General features: G+C 38.7%; 32 protein-coding genes. 3 read left to right on the plus strand and 29 right to left on the minus strand.

All coding sequences use genetic code 11. The features are described 5' to 3' along the window. Nucleotide 1: 1 nt before the first annotated feature. The 9 genes from rpsR to VMY36_04285 form a co-directional block, all read right to left on the minus strand. Entirely contained in the window at nt 2-232 is a 231-nt protein-coding gene (gene rpsR / locus VMY36_04245) for a 30S ribosomal protein S18 (protein HUV43079.1), read from the minus strand. 32 nt (nt 233-264) lie between these two features. Continuing rightward, nucleotides 265-819 (minus strand): single-stranded DNA-binding protein, encoded by a 555-nt coding sequence (locus VMY36_04250; protein ID HUV43080.1) that lies wholly within the window; start codon nt 817-819, stop codon nt 265-267. A 16-nt stretch (nt 820-835) separates the two neighbouring features. Further along, a complete protein-coding gene (rpsF, locus tag VMY36_04255; GenBank protein ID HUV43081.1) occupies nt 836-1,120 on the minus strand; it encodes a 30S ribosomal protein S6 in 285 nt (94 codons plus the stop codon). 57 nt (nt 1,121-1,177) lie between these two features. Beyond that, nucleotides 1,178-1,984 (minus strand): DUF933 domain-containing protein, encoded by an 807-nt coding sequence (locus tag VMY36_04260; protein HUV43082.1) that lies wholly within the window; start codon nt 1,982-1,984, stop codon nt 1,178-1,180. Between the two features lie 15 nt (nt 1,985-1,999). Further along, nucleotides 2,000-2,800: a class I SAM-dependent methyltransferase gene (locus VMY36_04265; protein HUV43083.1), complete on the minus strand. Its 801-nt coding sequence runs from the start codon at nt 2,798-2,800 to the stop codon at nt 2,000-2,002. 189 nt (nt 2,801-2,989) lie between these two features. Beyond that, nucleotides 2,990-3,640: a hypothetical protein gene (locus VMY36_04270; protein HUV43084.1), complete on the minus strand. Its 651-nt coding sequence runs from the start codon at nt 3,638-3,640 to the stop codon at nt 2,990-2,992. Then, nucleotides 3,641-4,315: a hypothetical protein gene (locus tag VMY36_04275; protein ID HUV43085.1), complete on the minus strand. Its 675-nt coding sequence runs from the start codon at nt 4,313-4,315 to the stop codon at nt 3,641-3,643. A 7-nt stretch (nt 4,316-4,322) separates the two neighbouring features. Then, nucleotides 4,323-5,699, minus strand: a complete 1,377-nt coding sequence (gene cysS, locus VMY36_04280) for a cysteine--tRNA ligase (protein HUV43086.1) — start codon at nt 5,697-5,699, stop codon at nt 4,323-4,325. 1 nt (nt 5,700) lies between these two features. Beyond that, nucleotides 5,701-6,156 (minus strand): hypothetical protein, encoded by a 456-nt coding sequence (locus tag VMY36_04285; GenBank protein HUV43087.1) that lies wholly within the window; start codon nt 6,154-6,156, stop codon nt 5,701-5,703. 89 nt (nt 6,157-6,245) lie between these two features. Between VMY36_04285 and VMY36_04290 the strand changes: the two genes are divergently transcribed. Together VMY36_04290 and VMY36_04295 are read left to right on the plus strand one after the other, a co-directional pair. Then, nucleotides 6,246-7,598, plus strand: coding sequence for a hypothetical protein (locus VMY36_04290; protein ID HUV43088.1), 1,353 nt, complete (start codon nt 6,246-6,248; stop codon nt 7,596-7,598). A 70-nt stretch (nt 7,599-7,668) separates the two neighbouring features. Next, on the plus strand, nt 7,669-7,848 hold the full coding sequence (locus tag VMY36_04295; protein HUV43089.1) for a hypothetical protein: 180 nt from the start codon (nt 7,669-7,671) through the stop codon (nt 7,846-7,848). Nucleotides 7,849-7,851: 3 nt separating this feature from the next. Here the strand turns inward: VMY36_04295 and recR are convergent, their stop codons facing one another. After that, on the minus strand, nt 7,852-8,448 hold the full coding sequence (gene recR / locus VMY36_04300) for a recombination mediator RecR (protein ID HUV43090.1): 597 nt from the start codon (nt 8,446-8,448) through the stop codon (nt 7,852-7,854). A gap of 127 nt (nt 8,449-8,575) precedes the next feature. Here recR and VMY36_04305 point away from each other — a divergent pair, with 127 nt between their 5' ends. Continuing rightward, nucleotides 8,576-8,857, plus strand: a complete 282-nt coding sequence (locus VMY36_04305; GenBank protein HUV43091.1) for a hypothetical protein — start codon at nt 8,576-8,578, stop codon at nt 8,855-8,857. A 145-nt stretch (nt 8,858-9,002) separates the two neighbouring features. On the opposite strand, the gene VMY36_04310 is transcribed toward VMY36_04305, so the two are convergent. From VMY36_04310 to VMY36_04400, 19 genes are all read right to left on the minus strand, one after another. Beyond that, nucleotides 9,003-9,287, minus strand: coding sequence for a YbaB/EbfC family nucleoid-associated protein (locus tag VMY36_04310; GenBank protein HUV43092.1), 285 nt, complete (start codon nt 9,285-9,287; stop codon nt 9,003-9,005). 32 nt (nt 9,288-9,319) lie between these two features. Beyond that, the gene (gene dnaX, locus VMY36_04315) at nt 9,320-10,783 is read right to left on the minus strand and encodes a DNA polymerase III subunit gamma/tau (protein ID HUV43093.1); all 1,464 of its coding nucleotides are present in this window, start codon (nt 10,781-10,783) and stop codon (nt 9,320-9,322) included. Further along, on the minus strand, nt 10,725-11,138 hold the full coding sequence (gene ybeY / locus VMY36_04320) for an rRNA maturation RNase YbeY (GenBank protein HUV43094.1): 414 nt from the start codon (nt 11,136-11,138) through the stop codon (nt 10,725-10,727). The genes dnaX and ybeY overlap by 59 nt, the downstream gene beginning before the upstream one ends. A gap of 38 nt (nt 11,139-11,176) precedes the next feature. Next, nucleotides 11,177-11,617, minus strand: coding sequence for a GatB/YqeY domain-containing protein (locus VMY36_04325; GenBank protein ID HUV43095.1), 441 nt, complete (start codon nt 11,615-11,617; stop codon nt 11,177-11,179). Next, nucleotides 11,617-11,802: a 30S ribosomal protein S21 gene (gene rpsU / locus VMY36_04330; GenBank protein HUV43096.1), complete on the minus strand. Its 186-nt coding sequence runs from the start codon at nt 11,800-11,802 to the stop codon at nt 11,617-11,619. The genes VMY36_04325 and rpsU overlap by 1 nt, the downstream gene beginning before the upstream one ends. A 1-nt stretch (nt 11,803) precedes the next feature. Next, nucleotides 11,804-12,181, minus strand: coding sequence for a histidine triad nucleotide-binding protein (locus VMY36_04335; protein ID HUV43097.1), 378 nt, complete (start codon nt 12,179-12,181; stop codon nt 11,804-11,806). Beyond that, nucleotides 12,178-13,014, minus strand: a complete 837-nt coding sequence (locus VMY36_04340) for a hypothetical protein (protein HUV43098.1) — start codon at nt 13,012-13,014, stop codon at nt 12,178-12,180. Before VMY36_04340 ends, VMY36_04335 begins: the two co-directional genes overlap by 4 nt. A gap of 13 nt (nt 13,015-13,027) precedes the next feature. Further along, nucleotides 13,028-13,996 carry a gluconeogenesis factor YvcK family protein gene (locus VMY36_04345; protein HUV43099.1) on the minus strand — a complete coding sequence of 323 codons (969 nt, stop codon included), beginning with the start codon at nt 13,994-13,996 and terminating at the stop codon, nt 13,028-13,030. Between the two features lie 44 nt (nt 13,997-14,040). Continuing rightward, on the minus strand, nt 14,041-15,483 hold the full coding sequence (gene proS, locus VMY36_04350) for a proline--tRNA ligase (protein HUV43100.1): 1,443 nt from the start codon (nt 15,481-15,483) through the stop codon (nt 14,041-14,043). 63 nt (nt 15,484-15,546) lie between these two features. Then, a complete protein-coding gene (locus VMY36_04355; GenBank protein HUV43101.1) occupies nt 15,547-16,713 on the minus strand; it encodes a M50 family metallopeptidase in 1,167 nt (388 codons plus the stop codon). Beyond that, nucleotides 16,714-17,238: a ribosome recycling factor gene (frr, locus tag VMY36_04360; GenBank protein ID HUV43102.1), complete on the minus strand. Its 525-nt coding sequence runs from the start codon at nt 17,236-17,238 to the stop codon at nt 16,714-16,716. It abuts the gene before it with no gap. Between the two features lie 22 nt (nt 17,239-17,260). Further along, on the minus strand, nt 17,261-17,722 hold the full coding sequence (gene tsf / locus VMY36_04365; protein HUV43103.1) for a translation elongation factor Ts: 462 nt from the start codon (nt 17,720-17,722) through the stop codon (nt 17,261-17,263). After that, on the minus strand, nt 17,719-18,444 hold the full coding sequence (gene rpsB / locus VMY36_04370; protein ID HUV43104.1) for a 30S ribosomal protein S2: 726 nt from the start codon (nt 18,442-18,444) through the stop codon (nt 17,719-17,721). Before rpsB ends, tsf begins: the two co-directional genes overlap by 4 nt. Nucleotides 18,445-18,532: 88 nt before the next feature. Next, the gene (locus VMY36_04375) at nt 18,533-19,066 is read right to left on the minus strand and encodes a cyclodeaminase/cyclohydrolase family protein (GenBank protein ID HUV43105.1); all 534 of its coding nucleotides are present in this window, start codon (nt 19,064-19,066) and stop codon (nt 18,533-18,535) included. Beyond that, on the minus strand, nt 19,063-19,962 hold the full coding sequence (ftcD, locus tag VMY36_04380; protein ID HUV43106.1) for a glutamate formimidoyltransferase: 900 nt from the start codon (nt 19,960-19,962) through the stop codon (nt 19,063-19,065). Before ftcD ends, VMY36_04375 begins: the two co-directional genes overlap by 4 nt. 49 nt (nt 19,963-20,011) lie before the next feature. Beyond that, nucleotides 20,012-20,251 (minus strand): hypothetical protein, encoded by a 240-nt coding sequence (locus VMY36_04385; protein HUV43107.1) that lies wholly within the window; start codon nt 20,249-20,251, stop codon nt 20,012-20,014. 34 nt (nt 20,252-20,285) lie between these two features. After that, complete coding sequence (locus VMY36_04390) at nt 20,286-20,516, minus strand: hypothetical protein (GenBank protein HUV43108.1); 231 nt, start codon at nt 20,514-20,516, stop codon at nt 20,286-20,288. 1 nt (nt 20,517) lies between these two features. After that, nucleotides 20,518-21,225, minus strand: coding sequence for a thymidylate kinase (locus tag VMY36_04395; protein ID HUV43109.1), 708 nt, complete (start codon nt 21,223-21,225; stop codon nt 20,518-20,520). Beyond that, on the minus strand, nt 21,222-22,241 hold the full coding sequence (locus tag VMY36_04400; GenBank protein ID HUV43110.1) for a hypothetical protein: 1,020 nt from the start codon (nt 22,239-22,241) through the stop codon (nt 21,222-21,224). The genes VMY36_04395 and VMY36_04400 overlap by 4 nt, the downstream gene beginning before the upstream one ends. Nucleotides 22,242-22,338: the final 97 nt, after the last annotated feature.

Genomic DNA, 22,338 nt, shown 5'->3' on the forward strand with positions numbered 1-22,338 from the left:
TTTAAGGCTGAGTCGTAAAAGGAATTAAACCTAAATACCTCGCTCTCTTAATCGCTTGGGCTAAACGACGCTGGTGTTTAGCACAAACACCAGAACGAATTCGAGGAATAATTCTACCTCGATCATCTATAAAATTCTTTAGAATTTCGATCTCTTTATAATCAGGCTTTTCATCTGATTCGCAAAAAGAACATTTTAAGCCCCTAACGGGACGTTTTAATCTTGGTCTCATAAGATTTTAAGAGTTCTATTAATTATTAATAATTAGAAAGGTATGTCTTCGGCTTTGACCTCTTCTTCTTTTTTCTTTTCATCAGCCTTTTTGGTTTTTGGCTGATCAGTGGCTGACTTGGTTGCCTTTGAGATCGGTTCTTTTTTCTCAGCCTTAGCTGGACCAGCTTCTTCCTCAGAAGAAACTTCCTCTTTCATTTCGACTGGTTCTTCAGGCACCGCCTCTTCTATTGCTCCCCCGTCAGGCACCTGCCTGGAATCAAGAATCAGCATCTCGTCAATAACAATCTCGGTTGTCTGACGAGGATTGCCATCTTGAGCCGTCCATTGCCTGGTTTTTAATCGGCCTTCAACATAGATCTTTCTGCCTTTAAATAAAAGCTGAGAACAAATCTCAGCCAGTTTGTTCCAGGCAACAATCCGGTGGAACTCAGTATCTTCTTTTTGATCACCGGCCTCGGTCACCCAAGAACGATTAGTCGCCAACCCTAAGGTACAAACGGCTGTCCCTTGAGGGGTGTACCGCAATTCGGGATCCCGAGTTAAATTACCAATTAACTGAACTTTATTGAGCGATCTAGCTGCCATATTCCTCCTTTAGCGCTCATTCCTTTTTGACTAGTAAGTAACGAATAATCTTGTCTTTCAATATTAATTGATCCCTAATCTTTTTAAGAATACCTGAAGGCAAACCTATTTCCAATAAAAAATAATACCCCAGGGTTTTTTTCTTAATGGGGTATGCCAATTCCATCTGCCCCCACTCACTTTTTTTCTTAACCTTACCTTTTGCGTCTTCAACAATCTTTTGGGCTTGATTGACTTGTTTTTTTCGATCAGCTCCAGATAAACCTGGATCTATCACTAAAACTAACTCGTAATCACGCATAACTTTTTATCCTTAATTCCCCAAGATTTTACCATAAATTCTTTCTTCTCACAACCACTAAACATTAAATTTAAATTCAATTACATCGCCATCCTTAACCAAATAATCCCTGCCCTCTAATCTCACTTTACCCTTGCTTTTAGCCCCTAACCAGCTACTAGCCGCTATCAAATCAGCAAAACCAACCACTTCGGCCTTGATAAAACCCTTAGCCATATCAGTATGAACCTTCTCGGCCGCCACAAAAGCAGTCAAACCTTTTTTCAAAGACCAGGCGGTTACCTCCTTATTCCCTTTAACAGTATAAAAGGTAATTAGATCTAGAAGTTCATAGGTTTTTTTAATCAACTCATTAACCCCCTTACCTGTTTTGGCATTAATCACCAAATCATTACCATTATCACTGTCAAAATCATCAACATTAATCACATAAAGAGTCGGTTTTTTGATTTCCCCTAATTCCAATTCCAAATCAATTATCTCTTTATCTCTCTGAGGATCAATTGAACCATAATAATGAGAAACAGAGTCATCTTTAAAAGCCCGAATAATATGAACGACAGCATCCACTTCTCTAATTTTAGCCAAAAATTGATTACCCAAACCTTCACCCTGATGAGCATTCTTAACCAAACCAGCAATATCAATAAACTTGACCACCGCCGGAATCACCTTTTCAGGTTTGATAATAAGAGCTAATTTAGCTAATCTTTCATCAGGTACTTCTACCACTCCAATATTAGGTTCAATGGTAGTAAAAGGATAAGAAGCCACATTAGCCACCTGCTTTTTAAGAAGAGTATTAAAAAGAGTCGATTTACCACTATTAGGAAGACCGACGATACCGACTTGGAGTGATGACATAATGGGGCTATTGTATCACTTCTTTCTCGCCAATATAAAAAACGCTCCATGAATATAAAGCTCTAAGTGTAGCCAGCTTCCTGGCTCTGGCTGTTGCCCATCACCATAAAGCTCGTTATAGCTTGGTGATTCTTCAACATGCTCTATTGTAAATCTGTTCTCAATAAGACCATTAAATATCTCCTCCATATAATGTCTAAATTCTGTGACCTCTTTACCTTCTCTCTTTTTTTCTTTAACAGAATAAGGTACAGTTATCCGATACCCTTTTCCATCCCAAGCAGTGTCGTGTTCAATAAATTGCGATAAAGGATTTTCGGCATCAATTCTATATAAACCTTTTGATTTTAATACCCGCGCAACTTCGGAATAAACTTTTCTTACATCTGGAACATAAGCCATTGATGGAGCTTGAAACACCAGGTCAAAAGAATCACTTTTTAGCATAGATAAATCACCCATATCTGATTGGATCGTTTTAATTCTGTAACCATAGTGTTCAGCAGCTCTTTTATCACCTTCAAGCTGTCCTTCAGCTATATCTACTACAGTTACATTAGCACCTAGTAGACCAAAAACTGCTGATTGCTGGCCACCGCCTGATGCAAGACATAAAATATCTTTACCTTCTACATTTGTAAGGATACTGACTGGAAACATCTGATCAAGAGGCTTAGGAGGATTTTTAAGTTTGCCATCAGCATACTGTCTAACTATATCTGGATCTAAATCCAACCAAGGACGAGTAAAACCATTATCTTCCGCCACCATTTTCTCCCACCACTCCTTATTTGCTTGAATTTTTGGATCTTGCATATCAACTAATTTGATTATAGCACTAGAAATTATTTATAACTTATCGGGGGAACTTTGGTAGCTATAATTCTCCCTAAATAATCCCTTTTGATAATTTCTCTTTCTTTTCTGGCTCTTGGAATAGCTACTTTGAAGTAAAAATCAAATTGTGGGTTGGCGAAAAGTGCATCCCGACCTCTAAAGCCATTTTTAATGAAGAATATAATAACCGCTGGTTCTGGTACTTTGGATAATGTTTTTCAAATCAAGGAATAAAGATTTCACCTGGTCAACAATTCCTAGAGTCCTGACCAATCTTTTTTCCTGAACCTCAAAATAAGAATCAGAGTAAATCCTTAAACCCGATCCTGGAGGTGGTGGTGTGGTTCTAAAAGTGCCTCTTAACTCATAAACCTCACCTGGTTGCCAGTCACCACAATCATAACGACAGGCATTACTAATTCGCTGACAAAATGATTCTTTGCTTGGCCCCAGTAAGCGAAGATTGCCTGATGACTGAGAGATAACCGTTGTCCCTGAATTACTAACCACCAAATCTCTTTTATGCTCACAACCACAGCAGGGATCATCAGACGGACATTCTTTTCTTTCACAAACCATATCTCCTTCGGTCACCCTCCCTTGAATCACTATAAATTTATCTTGGTATTGAGCCTTATCTCTTGAAATCTCACTAGGAGAAACATAAACTGCGCTCAATTCTTCTTCTTCAACAACTGGTCGAATCCAACTCTGACCTAACCAGGTAGCGCTCAAAACCACCAAAATCGCTGGAATAATCAAAATAAACAAAATACTAAGACTAACTAAAAATTTCTTATCTTTTAAAAGATTCTTCATTTATTTCAAAATTAATTTTATTCTACCAGAATCATAAAAGGCTTCATAGCCAGTCAAAGATTTTACCTGAACTCGATAAAGATTCTTTCCCTGCCAAAAACTTAAAGAACCAGATTCCACTAAAGCAAAACTCTCACTAACAGCCGAAACCTCGCTTCCCTGAACGCCAACATTGTGGGTGACATCATAAAGCCTGGCAAAAGCCTGGCCATTGCCGTGCTGGACCCGGATAAAAGCCTCAAAGTAAGCCTTGTCAAGATTAGGATAATCACTTAAATCCAAATAAATCTCGGCATTAACGACATCAGCCCAATCCCGACTGGTGGTTGAGCCGCCACCACCTAAAGGAATATAAATGACGGTTGGTTGAGAAGTTGAGCTGGTTGAAGAAGGAGTCACTGGTGTTGGTGTGGTTGTTTCTTTTCCAGAAAGAGTCGCCCCCAATTCCGCCACTTTCTGACCAATTAGTTGTTGACAAATTGGGCCACAAGTATCAACGACGGCGGTCACCGAACCATCTAAAGACGAACCTGTCTCCGCCGAAGTTAAAGGCGAAAGAGCTTTCTCTGATTGAGGCTTTTGAAAACGGAGCCAAAGAACATCCAAAGCGACTAAATTAATCACGACCAAGCCCAAGAAAACGAGAAAGATGATGGGCAGGGTTCTTTCTTTCATAAAACTTTCATAAAACTGGTTTTAACTTTATTCCTTTAGCGGTATCTTCCAGTTGCCAGCCTAGTTTTTTGATTGCTTGCCTTAGCTTATCGGCCTCTTGCCACTTTCCTTTTTTTCTTAACGCTTCCCTTTTCTTAACCAAAGCCTCCACTTTTTTAGGCGGTTTGGCTAACCGATAATCAGCTAAGCCTAAACCTAAAACTTGATCAAATTTTAACAGAGTCGCTTTTTTCTCCGCCTCCGGATAGTTTGATTTTAGCAAATCCCAGACAACGGCTAAAGCCCTGGGCATTTCTAAGTCATGATTAATTGCTTCTAAAAATTTCTTTTCAAATTCAGGAATGGTTTTTTTGCCAACTGGCCAGGCCACTATTTGCTGACGTAATTTATTAAGGGCTTTTTCCGCCCCAGTCAAAGATTTCCAGGTAAAATTAAAGTTCTTCCGATAATGAACTGTCAAACACAAATAACGAAAAGCTAAGGGGTCATAACCCTTATCAATTAAATCCTGAATTAAATAAACATTGCCTTTAGATTTACTCATCTTGACCCCACCAACCAAGTTATGACGAATATGGAGCCAATAGCGAACGAATTTCTTGTCGGTGGCTGCTTCTGATTGGGCAATTTCATTCTCATGATGAGGAAAAATATTATCTTCACCCCCAGTATGAATATCCAGAGTCGGACCTAAATACTTCATGGACATCGCTGAACACTCCAAATGCCAACCAGGATAACCTGTTCCCCAGGGCGAATCCCAATGCATTAAATGTTTTGGGTCTTTAATCCATAAAGCAAAATCAAAAGGATTCTTTTTTCCAGGGACGGCTTCCAACCTCGCCCCTGATTGAAGTTCATCTAACTTCTTTCCAGAAAGCTGGCCGTAATTTTTAAACTTGGCAATATCATAAACAAAATATTTATCCCCAGCCCAATAGGCATAACCTTTTTTCTCCAGTTTCTTAACCAACTCAATCATCTCCTTAATGTGATCAGTCGCTTTGGGCGCAACATTAGGTTGAAGAAGGTTTAATCTCTCCGTATCTTTAAAAAAAGCCTGGGTGTAAAAAACAGCGATTTGTTCAGGCGTTTTCCTCTCTCTTTTAACGGCTACTTCCATCCTGTCAAGGCCAGTATCCGCGGCTAAATCGTCTTCAGTCAAATGACCAACATCAGTAATATTCATCACCTGTTTGACCTGATAACCGTTATATTCCAAAGTTCTCCGCAAAAAATCAGAGATAAGATAACGCCACATATTGCCAATATGGGCATACCAATAAACCGTTGGTCCACAGTCATACTGACGGACAAAGTCCGACTTCAAGGGTTTAAATTCTTCAATCTTTTTACTTAAAGTGTTGTAAAGCTTAATTTTCATTTTAAATTCCCCCTTTAATCTCACCGGTTCCCTGGCTCTTTCTCACCCTTAAAGGTAAAAAGGCTGAACCTCGCGCTGTCCGACTCGGTGTTTCCGGTAAAGGTTTTTCTTTTTTGGCTGTCTCTATTAGTTCTTTTTGTTTTTCCTGTTTTTCAATTTCCTCTTGAGAAATAACAGCCTCTCTAGGTCTACTAGCCAAATCTCTTTTCCTTTGACGCCAGAAAGCTAATTCTTTTTCTTGCTTTTTCTCAGATTCAGTTTTCTTTTTTCTAATCACTTCTTGAGAAACGGAAGGTTCTAAATTTTCACCCCAGCCTTTTGGTAAAATACCTATTTGTTTAGCCGCCGTTTCTAAGATTTTACCAGGTTGTTTCAGCCCTTCTTTAAGAATCTCTTCACCTAAATCTCTTGCTTGTTGAGCTGCTTGTCTGGCCAAATCCCGAGTAAATTTAGGCATCTTGAATTAATTCTAACATAAATTAGTTTAATCTTGTTAGAACTGCTATAATAAAATCAAGCTGCCTGGTTGGCAGTTTTTTTAGATAAATGAGAGATATTGATTTTGGACCCCAAGAAATTCCTAACCAAAATAACCAAGGAGAAACTCAACCCTCCAGAGATGTAGACAAGCGTCTTTTAGTAAGCTCTTATGAGATTTTTAAGAAATTTAAGGAATTACCTCACAGGTTTGCTTGGCCAAGAAGTTTAGAAAGAGGTCTTAAAGGAGAAGTTTATGAGTATCTCCAAGATTTTTGTGATGTCATGAACTTAGCTTCCGAAAGTGATCTGGGAGCTTTCCCACGATTTCATCAAGAAAGAGTTCAATTTTTAAATAAACTTGCAGATCATATAAAAAGGAGGCGAAGATATCGACTTCTTAACGATTTTACTGAAAGAGTATCAGTCTTATCAGATCTTTATCCTGAAATAGCTAGCATTGTAACCATGGGGAATTTTGACCTCTACCTTCTTCTTTGTGATGAAGATCAGATTTTAGCTGGATCTAAGAATGGTCTTTGGTATAAGGAAATTAATCTCGAAAACCATTCGCCAGAAGAAAAAGAATCTACTTGGGAATCAATTGTACTTCAAATGAGCGCTTTTTTTCGAGGTTTAGGTAGATCAGCTATTGAGCTTGTTCCTGACCATTTTATTACCAGAGAAGACCTTAAGGAACTTAATCTACCTCAACCAGCCAAATCAATTGAAGAACTTTTAGAAGAAGCTTACTACCGCCAAAGATACACGGTTTCGCCTGAAGGGGCTGAAGTCCGCCTTCAAAACGCTGGTGACCTTAAAACAATAGTCGTTAAACAAATAGGTAATATGATTATGGCCAAAGCCGTTACCACTCTAGGAGAAGCGTTGGTTATTGTTGATCTTGATCGAGCGACAGCTATTTCACCGGAAATCATTGTTAAAAAAGAACCAGTTTTAGCTAATATCCTGGCTGAAGTTTATCGTGACTTAGTCGTTGCTGTCGAAATCCCCAGTTCTGGCAAAAAAAGAAAAAGAGCTTCAGTAGGAATTCCAACTGAAGAAAGAACTCCAAGAGAACCAACTTATATTTATATCCCCAGAAAAAGATGGGTAAGAGGCGAAGAAACAGAAATGCCAATTCGGACTCCCTATGAAGGACCTCGAAGACCAAGGCAGTTTCACGAAGTTACTGGCCATAAGCGTCACGTCAACATGACCGAAGCACACCGTTTGGCCTTAATAGAATATGAAGAAGAAACCGGTCTGAGAATTTTAGATTTCCTTCCTGAGGGTTGCACTTTCGTTCGTCGCCACTTCAGAGGTGGTACAGAAGCAGACATCAAAAACCTTCCTACTTTTATTAAAATAAAAATCCAAACCAAATTAGAAGAAAGTCTAAACCTTCCAGATCTTCAATAAACGGCTCTTGACAAAGATGAAAACTATCCTTAATCTGAAAATAGTTAAAAATTTTCACAAAGGAGAAAAAATGACAGAAGATACTAAAAAAGAAGTAGGTACTGAAGAAAGCTTAAGAGAAAGAACAAAAAGAACAAGTTCTATGCCCGCTTATTTTAGGGCAGGAGCATTTTCTTCTGTTGACTTAAAGAACGCGCCAGAAAACCTTCCCCCCTTTATGCCTAAGGATTGGGCGAAGGTCAGCAGCTAAAGTTTAATACTTTCTCCTACCTTCAATCGCTCGAGATAAGGTAACCTCATCAGCGTACTCTAAATCAGCCCCAACCGGTAAACCATGAGCTAAACGAGTCACCTTAATTTCCAAAGGTTCAATTAATTTGGCAACATACATGGCCGTGGCCTCACCTTCCATATTAGGATTGGTGGCCAGAATCACTTCTTTTACTCCTCCATCTTTTAAACGAGGCAATAATTCCCGGATATGGAGTTCGTCCGGACCAATATTATTTAAAGGTGAAATAGCGCCATGAAGAACATGATAAACGCCTTTGTATTCACCAGTCTTTTCCAAAGCCAAAATATCCAAAGGCTGTTCAACTACACAAATAAGGGACTTGTCCCGATTCTGACTAGAACAAATGGGACAAGGATCAACTTCAGCAATATTCAAACAAATTGAACAAAGAACCGTGTTTTTCTTCAAAGTCTCTAAGGACTCAGCAAAATCATCTAACTGTTTTTGAGGAACATGAAATAGATAAAAAGTTAACCTCTGGGCTGTCTTTGGCCCAATCCCTGGTAATTTTTCAAAAGACTCAATTAATTTTCGGACTGGCTTGGGAAGATTCATCAGAGAAATTATAACAAAATAAACTAAGAAACCAAATAATCCTATAAGATTGACTGTTGAATAAAAATCACTTATAATGCCTTTCAAATTGGCCTGATACACCATCATAAGGAAATGAAGGGAGAAGATGATGGCAAAAATCTACGTCCAAATCCATGGGCCTAGGCCCCTGGACAGTATCAGCCAGGCAGTGCATGAGATCATCAAAAAAAGCCAAGGAGAGGCTTCGGTTGAGACTCAAGCATTTGAGCCAACTCTGAAGATCGGAAATACAGACGAGAGAGTCATCGAGGTAACCATCTTCAGAGATAAAGCTCTGCCAGAGGGTTCTATTATGGAAGCCATAGAGAATATCAGGAAACAAAGGTTTCCACGAACCCAGATCTTCATCAGCTTCAGACAGAGCTGATGAAGAAAAAGCTAGGCGGTAGCGAACATTGTGATTCCCTCCTCCGGGAAAACCACAACAATCGCTGCCGCCTATTCAAACTTTTCCCATAAAAAATTCGCCCAAAAAAAGGCGAATAAAATTCAAAAAAATAATAATCTTTTCTTTACTTCCCTAACAAACCACCTAGTCCCCCACCCATTTGCTGTAGTTTTTGGGCGGCCACTTCTTGAGACTTTTTAATCGCTTCGTTTAAAACTTCAATCAAATCGTCTTTTTTTTCTCCCTTAATTTCAACGGTTTGGATTTTTTGATCACCGGTAATCACCACTTTAATACCCTTATCCTCAACCTCAATCTCTTCAGCCGCCAATTCCCGTTGAATGGCCATCGCCTGATCGCGCATCTTCTTCAACTCTCTCATTTGTTGAAATGAATCAGTAATTCCCATTGAGAAAAGAATAACGAATTAAGAAAGCTTTGTCAATTAGCCCGAGTACCAAAAATTTCTTCCGCCACCTGGAAAACATCTGGTTCTGATTTTTCTTCTTTAACTATTTCCTCTTTCTGACCCAAAACACAACGCAGTTTAAGTGGTTTGTTGGCCACTTCACTGACCACCTCTTCGACCACAGACCGACATTTATCTGTTTCCAATCTTTCTTTATGAAATTTATAAAAGACTTCGAGGATTAAAATACTACCCTGGACGCTGGATGGTCGACTTGCTTTTAAAAGAGCTTCGACCGAATGATTAAGTGGCCTGACACTATCAAGAACTTCTTGCCAATGATTTTCGATTTCCTTAAACAATTCACTATCCTGACGACTAGACTGTTTATTAATCACTGGTTGTTCTTCAATTTTCTTTGTTTCCCCAATGATTTCTTTCTGCTCATCTCCCAACCACTCGACCACCACTAATTCTAAAGGTAATTGAGGAATAGGATTAGTTTTTAAGTCATTAATCGCTTGAGAAAAAAGGCGAATTAGACTAGTTAATTCTCTAATATTAAAACCCCTGACTTCCTCAGGCGAACTAATTTCAGTTAAGCCAGCCTGGGATAACAAACCCAAACGAAGTTTGTCCAAAACTTCTCGGCAATATTGAGACAAATCAGCCCCTAAAGAAACAATCCGATCAATTTCTAAAAGAGAGCTTTTTAAATTTTTTTCAGCCAAAAGTTGTAATAACTTACCCGGCGCTGTGGCTTCGACTCTACCTAAAAGTTCCTTTGTTTTCTCTAGACTAATTTTCTTTTTTTCCATAGCCAACTGGTCAAGAATCTTTTGGGCATCCCGAAAACTACCATCAGTTGACTTAGCGATTTCCTCCAAAACCCCTTTTTCTACTTTAAGTTTTTCTCCTTTGATGACCCTCTCTAAGGACCGAAAAATTTCATCCTCAACCGCTTTCTTAAAATTTAAACGGAGACAACGAGAAATAATCGTGTCCGGTAATTTCTCTGGCGCGGTCGTACAAAGAATAAAAACCGCGTGTTCCGGCGGTTCTTCTAAAGTTTTCAACAAGGCATTAAAAGCCTCTTTGGTCAACATATGAACTTCATCAACGATATAGACCTTGTAACGACACTCGCTGGGAGAAAATTTAATTTTATCCCGCAACTCCCGAACATCATCAATCCCTCGATTCGAAGCAGCATCAATTTCAATTAAGTCAATCGCCCGGCCTTCGGTAATTGACTGACAAATTTGACAACGATTACAGGGCTCGTGATCTTTTTTCTTACCAATACAATTAATCGCTTTGGCCATGACCCTGGCCGCTGAAGTCTTCCCAATCCCCCTGGGTCCAGAAAAAAGCAAGGCATGAGGAATTTTTTTGGACTTCAAAACTTTGGTTAGAGTTTCGCGGACGTCAGTTAAATCAAGTTCGGAGATTTTTTGAGGACGATATTTGAGATAATAAACTCTGTTGTCTTTCATTAGCTTTGATTAGATTCTTTAATCCATGAACCAATAATTCTTCAAGAGAATAACCTTTTTTTTCGGCTTCTTCTAAACAAATAACAAGATCGCCTAAAATCTTTAATTTTCTAGGGGACTCTGGAAAAGCCTGCCCCTCATTTTTCTCCTGCTGGGAAAAAGTCAAAACCGTGGTCACCTGATCAATCTCTCGATATTGTCTATTCAATCGCCGCATTATTTGCCCTTTAACAAAGATCAAACTGACTTCAACATTGTCAATCTTTTCTTTTTCTAAGAATGACTTGATTATCTTTTGGGCCTTATTGTTCTGTGCAGGAGAGCGATTTACTGGCTTTATTAAAACGGAAATCATTCAAAGCTGTCAACTATTAATAAACATATCAGAGGGTATCATTGACTTAAAATCTTTTTAACAGCCTCACTCACTGTTTGACCATCAGCCCGACCCTTAACTTTAGTCATCACCACTCCCATCACCTTACCAAAATCGCCTGGCCCACTGGCACCAATCTCCTTAATCACCGATTGGACAGTTGTCTCCAGCTCTTCGACAGATAATTGTTGAGGAAGATATTTATTCAATGTGGCCAATTCTTCTTCTTCTTTACTAACTAAGTCATTCCGCTTTCCTTTTTGATAAGCTTCAATTGATTCCTTTCTTTGTTTAATTTCTTTTTGAATCAAACCAACAATTTCCTCTTCACTTAATTGGCTCTGTTTAGCAATCTCCTGATTGTGAATCTCGGCCAATAACAAACGCAAAGTAGAAACAACGTTTTCCTTTCTCTCTTTTAAGGCCTGATTTAAATCTGATTGAATTTTATCTTTCATTAATACCTCTTTACTCGTCTTCTCCTTAATTCTGCTTTTTGCTTTTTTTTCTTAACTGACGGTTTTTCGTAATATTCTAACTCCTTAATTTCGGTTAATAATTGTTCTACTTGAACCTTTTTCCGAAATTTAGCGATAAGCTTATCATCAGATTCTCCTGGTTTTTTACGTACCACGGTTGCCACTTCATATAGCACCTCCTTCCCCAAGTCTCTTTCTAACTAACTCTATAAACTCCGGCAAATCTTTCCAACCACCCACCAAATGAAGATGCAAGTGAAAGACTGCTTGTCCTCCTATCTTACCACAATTAAAAAAAACACGATAACCTTTTAACTTCTTTTGCTTAGCAATTTTACTAGCGGTCAAAAGAATTTTACCTAAAACAACTTGATCATCACTCTTAACTGTCTGAATCCCTTCAATATGTTTTTTGGGAACAATCAAAATATGGCAAGGAGTTAAGGGATTGATGTCATGAAAAGCAACAACATCTTTATCTTCATAAATTAAATCATTTGGCATTTCTTTTCTAATAATTTTGCAAAAAAGACAATCTTTCATTTTTTAAAAACCTCAATTATTTCTGCTAAACTTAATTTGGTTGGTTTCATCTCATGACTGGTGGCGGCATTAAGCAATAATTTTTTTGATTGATGCAAATACCAATCTGAATTAGGGTCCCTTTTTCTGAATTGATTATAAGCCTTAGTCAAATCAACCTCAGTATCATAACGACCATAAATCCTCACCCCGCCCGATTCCGGATCTCTTCTAATCACCAAACTATAACCACCCTTTTCTCCCTCCCACAAGACATTATCATTACCAGTTTCTAAACCAATGCCTTTACCCCAAAGGGTTGAAAATTCAATCCCCTCTTTCAATTCTTCCTGAGCGTCAAGACTTTTTTTAATTTGATGGAAAACCGCATCCATCCCTTTTAAGCCAAAATTCATTGCTTCCTCATCACTCCCAGCCATGCCTCTAATCCCAGCAATTAAACTATGTAAATAAAAATCATAACGATGAGTTTTTGTTTCTGGCCAATTCAAATCCCGAGCATTATCAACTTCAGTCGCCACTTTAATTATTTGAATCAAAGATTTTTCATCTAAATCTTTAAAAGGACTTCCTTTCCTTTCTTGCTTAAGGAACACAAAACAACGTTCAGCGGCCGAAGTTATTTCTTCCAACTGGTGATGATCAAGTTTCCCCAAACCAGTATCAACATGTAAAACATTGGGGTCTTTATCTGGTGGTTTTTGGTCAATCGTTTCACCAGCTTGACAATAAGCAATTTCCGCCTCTTCCCAATCAGGTAAAAAACGTTTGATTAACCAAACAGCCACCACGGCATCCAAATCAGGATTAATGTGAGTAACGATCTTTTTCATTGAAACAATTCTATCACAAAAGTTTAATTATTGCCCGAGCGAGTTTTTGCGAATCATGACGAAGAAGATTGCCTTTTTGAGAAAAATCTCGAACGATTACTACCACATTAAAATTTTTCCCCTGACCTAAATCATTCTTAACCAACTCTGCTTTGTATTTTTTATACCAACGTAAAGTTTTGGGGGTCACTTTAACTTTCTTACTGACTAAAGCATAATTTAATCTCTTTCCCGCCGGCCCTAAATATTTTTTTATCTCCCTGACAAAATCACTGGCTTTAAAACCATTAGTCTCACCATGTTTAGTCATTAAATTAACAATTAAAATTACTTTTGCTTTTGAATCCTTAATCGCTTTGTTAACTCCAGAAACTAAAAGATTAGGAATAATCGAGGTGTAAAGATCGCCAGGTCCCAAAGCAATCAAATCAGCTTTTAAAATCGCTTTTTTTGTTTCAGAAAAAATTCTGCCTTTAGGGGAAAGGTAAATTTCCTCAATCGGTACTTTTGGTTTAATATCCCGAACATCAATATTAGTTTCACCTCGAATAATTGTCCCGTCCTTGAGACGAGCAATCAATTCGGTCTTACCTGTCGTCACTGGTAGGACTTGGCCAGAAACTTCCAAAATTCTGGCGGCTTCAGAGATAGCGATATCGGTCCGACCGGTTATCTGCATTAAAGCTGCTAAAAGTAAATTACCCAAAGAATGACCGGCCAATTCACCATTGTCAAAACGAAAATCAAAAAGGGCGTTAAGCGTTTTCTTCTTAATCCGCAGACCAGATAAAGCCAGTAAGGCTCGGCGAGCATCACCAGGCGGTAAAATACCTAACTCCTTTCGTAAACGACCACTCGAACCACCAGAATCAGACATGGTCACCACAGCGGTTAAATCAACTGGAAATTGACGAAGTCCAAGAAGTACTTGGTAAGTACCTGTTCCCCCACCCAAACAAACTATCTTGGGGCGTCGCTTCATTAAGGAATCATTATAACAAAATAAAGCAAGAAGGTTTTTTTATTTTAATAAGCTTGGGCAAAAAACCAACGATGTTGAGCAGATCGACCACAACAAACACACTTCCCTTTTTCTACCTTAGCATCTAAAGGCAGTAATCGCGAAGTTGCTTTAGTTTCTTCTTTAATTTTAGTTTCACATTTGGGATCCTCACACCAAAAGGCCTTAATAAAACCTTTCTTTCCTGTCATTATCTTTTTAAATTCCTGATAATCCTTAACTTCATGAGTATTATCATCTAGAAATTTCCGGCTTTCATCAAGGATTGAATCTTGAATTTCCTCAAGAGTTTTTCTTGTCTCTGCTACTACCTTATTCAAGTCTACCTCCCACTTTTTTTGTTGATCCCGTCGTCCTAAGGTAACTATTTTCTTTTGAACTTCTTTTGGACCAACCATCATCTGAATAGGAACGCCTTTTAACTCCCACTCATTAAATCGCCAACCAGGTGTTTGCTCTTCCCGAGAATCAAGAACTGTCCGAATACCAGCTTTTTCTAAGTCATATTTCAGTTTACTAGCCATTTTAAAAACTGCCTCGTTATTCTTATCATTAATAGGAATAATCACCACTTGATTGGGAGCAATTTTAGGAGGTAGAACTAATCCTTGATCATCACCATGAGCCATAATTAGAGCGCCAATCGAACGAGTCGAAAAACCCCAACAAGTCTGCCAAACATTTTCCAACTTTCCTTTTTTGTTTTGAAACTGAATCTTAAATGGCTTAGAAAAGTTTTGACCCAGATCATGAGAAGTACACCCCTGAAGAACCTTACCATCAGGCATTAACATTTCGTAAGCAAAAGTATCAACCGCTCCAGGAAATTTCTCTGCTTCAGATTTTTTTCCCATTAATCCTGGCAAAGCCAACCATTCTTGATAGAGTTTGGCATACATCATAAGAGCTCTATCAACTTCTTTCTTTGCCTCCTCATGGGTAGCATGACAAGTATGTCCCTCTTGCCATAAAAACTCTGTGGTTCTCAAAAAAAGATAAGTCCGTTTTTCCCAACGAACAATGTTGCACCACTGGTTAATACATAAGGGTAAACTCCGCCAGGAATCAATCCACTTGGCGAACATTGAATAGATAATTGTTTCTGAAGTAGGCCGAACGACTAATTTCTCCTCCAACTTTTCACCACCACCAATGGTTACTACCGCCAGTTCTGGTGAAAAACCCTCAACGTGTTCTTTTTCCTTTTTAATAAAGCTTTCAGGAATAAAAAGAGGAAAATAGGCGTTTTTAATCCCAGCTGATTTAATCATCTCATCCAAAGCAGACTTAATATTCTCCCATAAACCATAGCCATAAGGCCTAATTACCATACAACCCTTAACCGGTGAATAATCAGCTAAGCCAGCCTTCAAAATAACGTCGGTATACCAACGAGAAAAATTCTTTGATTTCTTAGCAATTTCTTTTTTTTCAAATTCTTCTGCCATTTTAGAAAGATTCTAAATTATCTACAAAATTCATTATAGTGAAACCTATTTATAAGAGCAAGATTAAAATGGAAGAATTGAATGAAGTTTGGTTCCCAAAGAAGTCGTTTCAATTAAACGTCGCACATCATTAATCGTCACTAAGGCCAAAAGTAACATTAAAAGTGCCATACCAATCAGATTAACCCATTGTTCAATCTTGGGTTTAGGTTTTTTTCTGGCAATCGCTTCGTAAGCAATAAAAATCAATTTACCGCCGTCTAAAGCCGGAAAAGGCAAAATATTAAGAATCGCCAAATTAATTGATAAAACACCAATAAACTGAAGAATAGTTAGCCAGCCACTTCGAGCCACGGTTGAAGTTAATTGAAGAATTCCCACTGGACCAGCAATTTCCTTAGGCACCTGGCCTTTAGTGACCAAATCACCAAACATTTGACCGATACCTCCAGCAATCAAACCTGTCCAGGCAAAAGCTTCTTTAAAACCCTCTTTTGCTCCGTAAAAGGGCATTTGCCAAAGCGGATACTTTTTCATTTCCATATCACTAATCACCACTCCCAAGGCCCCTTCGCCTTCAGGCGGATTTTCCCGCGGTGTCATAAAAAGAATTAATTTTCCATTCTCACAACTAAAACCCAAACCGCCTAAAACCTTTTCCAAACAGGGATTGTTTTCTTTTCTGTCTACTTTAAGGGTAATTTGTTTGCCTTTTTCCTGATTAACCAAGTCAACAAATTGATTAACATTATCAACCACCACCTCATTAACACTCAAAACAAGATCACCTGTCATTAAACCGGCTTGAACCGCCGGTCCGTTTTCCACCAAACCGACAATTTCCACTTGATTAGTCTTGGTGGGAATACCGGCTACCGAATAAACAACCGAAAAACAAACAATGGCTAACAAAAAATTGCCTATAACGCCGGCAACAATCACTCCGGTTCTGGCTCTTTTTGATTTATTCCAAAAACTTCTCTCTTGTTTTTTAAGTCGCTCACTTTCTTCTAAATCTTCACCCAAAAGCCTGACAAAACCACCAAACAATAACCAGTTAATTGAATAAACGGTCTCACCAATCTTTTTAGCAAACATCCGAGGCGGGTAACCAAAGCCAAATTCTTCCACCCCAATTCCGGCTCTTTTGGCCACTAAAAAATGGCCCAGCTCATGAACTAAGATTAGAAGGGATAAAACTAATAAGGCGAGAATAATGGTTAAAAGCATTTAGATGGTTAGTAATTGGTCTTCTTTTTGCTTACCTATTTCCGCAATTTTCTGATTAAACTCGTTGGTAATTTCCTGTAATTCCTTTTCTCTTCTAAATTTTTCATCTTCAGAAATTTCTTTTTTTTCAAAAGCACTCCGAATCTCCTGCATCTTATCCTGACGCACCTGACGAATCATCACCCGGCCTGATTCCAATTTTTGACCTAAAACCTTAACTAACTCCTTCCGTCTTTCCTCACTCAAAGGAGGGATGGTTAAACGAATCGTCTCACCATCAACCACCGGATTAAGACCCAAATCCCGATCCAAAGATAAGGCCTTCTCAATATTTCTGATAACCGCTTGATCAAAAGGGGTAATTAATAATTGGTTGGATTCAGGAGAGGCAATCGTTGCTAACTCCACCAAAGGCATTTTTGTTTCATAAGCCTCAACCTGAATTTGTTCGACTAAAGCCGGTGTCGCCCGGCCCACTTTCAAACTTACCAGTTCTTGGTGCAGGAGGTCGAGCACTTTTTCCATTTTTTGACGAACTTCGTCCACTTTACTCTCCTAATTCAAAACGGGCCACTCGATTAACAACAATATTCTCACCGGTCTTACTGATTAATTCCTTGACTAAAGAATCAATTGTTTCCTTTTCGTCTCGAATCCAAACTTGTTTTAAAAACTCTTTCACATTTTTAGGTTTCATTGCCGCCGCTTGCATGGCCAATTCATGAGCTAATTTTTTAAACTCGTCTGTTCGAGCCACAAAGTCGGTCTCACACAAAAGTTCAACCAGACCGGCAATCTTGCCATCATTATGAAGATAAACCTCGATCAAACCCTGTTTTGTTTCTCGACCCTCTCTTTTAGAAGCTGATTCAATCCCTTTTTTTCTCAACCAAGCTTCGGCCTTTTTCAAATCACCACTCGACTCTTCCAGAGCTCGACGACAATCCATCACCCCTGCCTTGGTTTTAGCTCGAAGTTTCTTAATCTGGTCTGCCTTGATTTTGGTCATGATGTTTCCTTCTTTTCCTTACTGGCTTTTTTCTGCCAAGCCTCTCGGCCACTTCTCGCTGCTTCACCGATAATTGAAACAATTAATTTAATCGCGCCGACGGCATCATCATTAGCTGGTATTAGATAGTCTACCAAATCAGGATTGGAATTAGAATCAACAATCGCCACCACTGGAATATCTTTCATCTTCGCTTCCCTAATCGCAATTTCCTCTGTCTTGGTATCGACCATAAAAATAGCGGCTGGCAAATCTTCTAAATTAACCAAACCGCCCAATTTTTTATTCAATTTTTCCATTTCCCGATCAAGTAACAATTGTTCTTTTTTAGTATATTTCTTATAATCACCTTTTTCCTTCTGCTCTCTCATCTCTATTAAGCGATTAATCCGTCCCTTGATTTCTTGCCAATTGGTAATCGTTCCCCCCAACCAGCGTCGATCAACAAAAGGCATACTGGCTTTCTTGGCTTCTTCTTTAATAATCGCCTGGGCCTGACGTTTAGTACCGACAAAAATAATTTGACCACCTTGGGCCGTCAATTCTCTGACAAAATCAGCCGCTTTTTCTAAGCCCTTCTTAGTTTTGACCAAATCAAAAACATGGACTCCGTCTCGAACCCCAAAAAGATAATCCTCCATTTTAGGATTCCAACGACGCGCCTGATGACCGAAGTGAGCTCCGGCTTCCAATAAATCTTTAAGCGATACTTTAGTGGCCATTAATTTGTTTCCTTAAACCTCTATCCGGAAGGAGCAGTCAGGAAACTTCGTCCCGGATATGTGTGATGAAATAATTTTAACACAAAACTTAAGGCTTCACAAGCGTTTTAGCTCCATTCAAAATCTCATCAATTTTATTTTTTAATTCGACTAAATATTTTTCATCTTTAATAAAAGGAAGGTTGGCCCGAACATTTTCTAAAGCTCCGTAAACAGCCGCTGTCGCCAATTCAATGGCGCAAAAAGCATCAGAGCGAAGATTTTGGTTACCATATTCAGAAGCATAGATAGCTCTTTTTAAAACTTCCAAAGATTTTTGCGCCGTCTCCAAGGGCACTTCAGCTGCTTTTTTAGTGGCCGCTTGGCCGCCCTTGGTTTTAACCACCGCTTGATAAGCCCGCATATCCTTATCAACTAAAATAAACAAATCTTTCTGAAGTTTAACAATTTCCTTGTTTAACTGTTTAAACTGTTCCTCAACCTCTCGATACTTGCCTTTACCAATCGTTAAAAGACAAACCTTATTCACCAAAGCCGCAGCCAAAGCACCAGCCAAAGCCGAAGCACTACCTCCACCAGGAGCGGATTTTTTAGAAGCAACTTCATTTAAAAATTTTTTCATTCTTTTAATTTGTTTTCCAAAATCTGGTCTTCTTTAAAATCGATTAATTGAAGTTCAGCTAAATCAATCCCCTCTAAAGCCGCCTTGGGAACCATACCATAGATTTCAGAGCCAAAAACCTTAATTCCTCTTTTTCCCACCTCTTCCTTAACTTTTCGAAAAACCACATCCATGTTCGTTTTTTCAAAATCACATAAATTAATCGAAACCTGAACAAAACCTTTATCCTTAATAGCAAAACCTAAAGCCTTGACTGCCGGAAAACCACCGTCTTTTTCCCGAATCAACCTGGCAATCTCTTTAGCAATTTCAACGTCTTGAGTATCAAGATTAATATTGTAAGCGATTAAAAACTTCCGGGCGCCAATCACCATTGCCCCAGCTGTGGGATGCATTTGACTCGGACCAAAGTCAGGTTTTCTTTCAGGATTACTAGTAATTTCCTTTTTCAAATCCTCGTAATCACCTTGCCTGACATTAGCCAAATTAACTCTTTCTGGTCTACTAGCCGCCGCTTCATATAAATAAACTGGAATCTTCAATTCTTCGCCAACTCTTTTCCCCAATCTCTTAGCTAATTCAACACACTCTTCCATGGAAACATTGGCCACCGGTATAAAGGGAACGACATCAATGGCCCCAATTCGAGGATGTTCACCCTGATGTTTTTCCATATCAATTAATTCGGTTGCCTTTTTAATCATCTCCCAAACCGCAACCAAAACCGCTTCTGGTTCACCAACAATTGTCGCTAAAGAACGGTTATGATCCTTGTCCCACTCAACGTCTAAAACTCTAACCTTTTCTTTATCACGAGCGGCATTAGCAATGGCCTGAATAATCTCTTGGTTTCTACCTTCAGAAAAATTGGGAACACACTCAATAATTTTATCCATCAGAAGAATTATATAATAAGATTCTCTTGAAGCCAATTAGAAGTAATAATTAAAATTGACAATGCCCTCTGCCAGACCTACTCTCAACTCTAGCAATAAAAATATCTCCTTCTTGGATAGGCTCAATAATTTCACAGGAAACAGAGCCAATTTCTCCAGGATAACCAACATTAACACTTCCCCCTACTTTTAAGCTATTTAAAACCTCAGAGCCATAAACTATTTCTTGTTGAATATCGCCTTCAAATCTAACTCTTATTGATCTTTCTTGATTTTTATATCTCTCCATCCTATTTTTTAATAATCTTTTAATAATTATTTATTTACCAAGTCCCCTCGATATCCTCAGGATTAACTCCAGAGTTTAATAATCGGGCCGCCTCTTCAGCTGTTTCAGGATCGAGAAAAAGCTGATCACCCGCACCGGTTCTGGCTCCTTCTCCAAATCTAACAATACCACCTTTTTGGGTATCTCTAACATGGGGATAACACCCTATCTCACCAGGTAGATAAACTACCTCAAACCTTCCTTCAGCTTCTAAATTCCTTCCCATTTTATTTTTTAATTATTTTTCTTTTTTTCAAAGCCTCTAAAACCTTTTCGTGAATCTCTTGAGGCGTTAACAAATCATCATCAAAACAATTAATTCTTATCCAATAAGGATATCTTCTTACCAATCGCAAATAAACTTCCGAACTCTTTTTTTGATGGTCCAAATCAGCTTCGTGAATATCCCGCCCCTGACCTCCAATATAACCACGATTTCCCTTCTTGTCAACCAATAGCTGGCCAATAACAACTGGCATATAAAGAAAAATAACAATATCCTCCTTGGGAATACCAAAAATTTCATATTCCAACTTTTCTAAAAAACGAAGAAATTTTATTTGTTCTTCTTTAGGCAATTTGGCGGTCTGGTGACCCATACTCGAACCTGTATAACGATTAGCGACCACAAGTTTGCCTTGAGTCAACCATTTCTCAATTCTTTCCTTGGCTTCAAACCGATCACCAGCATAAGTCAGAGAAGCTAAATAAGGACTGACTTCATCATTGCCACCAAATTCCCCTTTTAAAAACCGCCCCACTAACTTCCCAAAAAAAGAAGTGTAGTATTGAGGAAAATCAGCCTCTTCAACCTGATAGCCATTTGCTTTTAAATAGAAAATCAACAACTTTAACTGAGTTGTCTTCCCGCTCCCATCGGTTCCTTCTAAAACAATAAACTTGCCTTTCTTCGTTTCCTTAACAGGTTTTCTCATTTTAGTCTATCCAAATGAGTATAATTCCTAACGCCAGCGTAATTAATAACAGCCCATTTTCTATAAGCCCTCTCGCCATGAATCTCAACATGGCAATGCGAACAAACAGGAATATAAACATTCTCAACGGCTACTCTTTCTTGATCAATCGGTACTAAAGGCCTCACAACATATTCCTCTCCATCACTAAGCATTCCTTTCCAGTAATAAAGCTCAGTCAAGGCTTGTGTTTCTGCTCCGGCACCACAAAGACATTGCGGATACATTGTAAAATACTCAATCTCTCTATTTTCTCTCTGAGCCCTTAAGACTTCTAAAATCGGTGGGAAAGCTTCTCCAGTAGCAAATCTTTCTATAAGTCCACCAGCATACTTTATACCCCTAGCGATAGCAATCTCAGGAATTGTTACCGCAGCTCTTTCTCTTTGGTAAAGATAAGGCAAAGCTTTAGATTTCCCAAAGGTTATCAAATTAATTTCATCCTGAATAAGCAAATCAACATTACATTTTCTAACAACCTCTATAGCTTGAGCGATATCTTCCACCTCAATAAGTTCGACCGAATCAGGAAAAGCCTCAATCAACGACTGATGTCTATCTGCTTTTCTCGCTTTTGCTGGTCTCAAATGAATAACCTTCAATCCTCTCTTAGCAGCCTCATAGCCTAATCCGGCTAAAAATATACTTTTACCTCCCCTCATCCCTCCTCCTGCATACAAAGCTTTGTAATCTGCATCTCCCTCCAAAAAACCATGTCTCTCAACAACAAGTTTAACCATCGCCTCGACCCGAGGACGAGTCTGCCAACCAAGTTCTCTGTCTGGAGCAAGATAATAATTAACTCCTTGTTCATCCATAATAATATGACCGAACTCGCCATCAACAACTTCAGCGGCTGGTCCTGGAAAAGGAGCCTCTTCTTCCATAAAAGAAGGTAAAGGTTTTTCCTTTATCTTTGGATCAAAACTTTCAAATCTAATCGACCCTGACCAATGCAAATCAAGATCCTGCTTCATTTCAGAAAATCTTGTACAAGGACTATTTTCGGGTGTCACAAATTATTAATTCCTTTCTGGGCAGAAAAGAAATAAAAAGGAAGAGTCTAATGTTTTT

Source organism: Patescibacteria group bacterium (assembly GCA_035529375.1).
Classification (GTDB): Bacteria; Patescibacteriota; Microgenomatia; order PFEM01; family JAHIFH01; genus DATKWU01.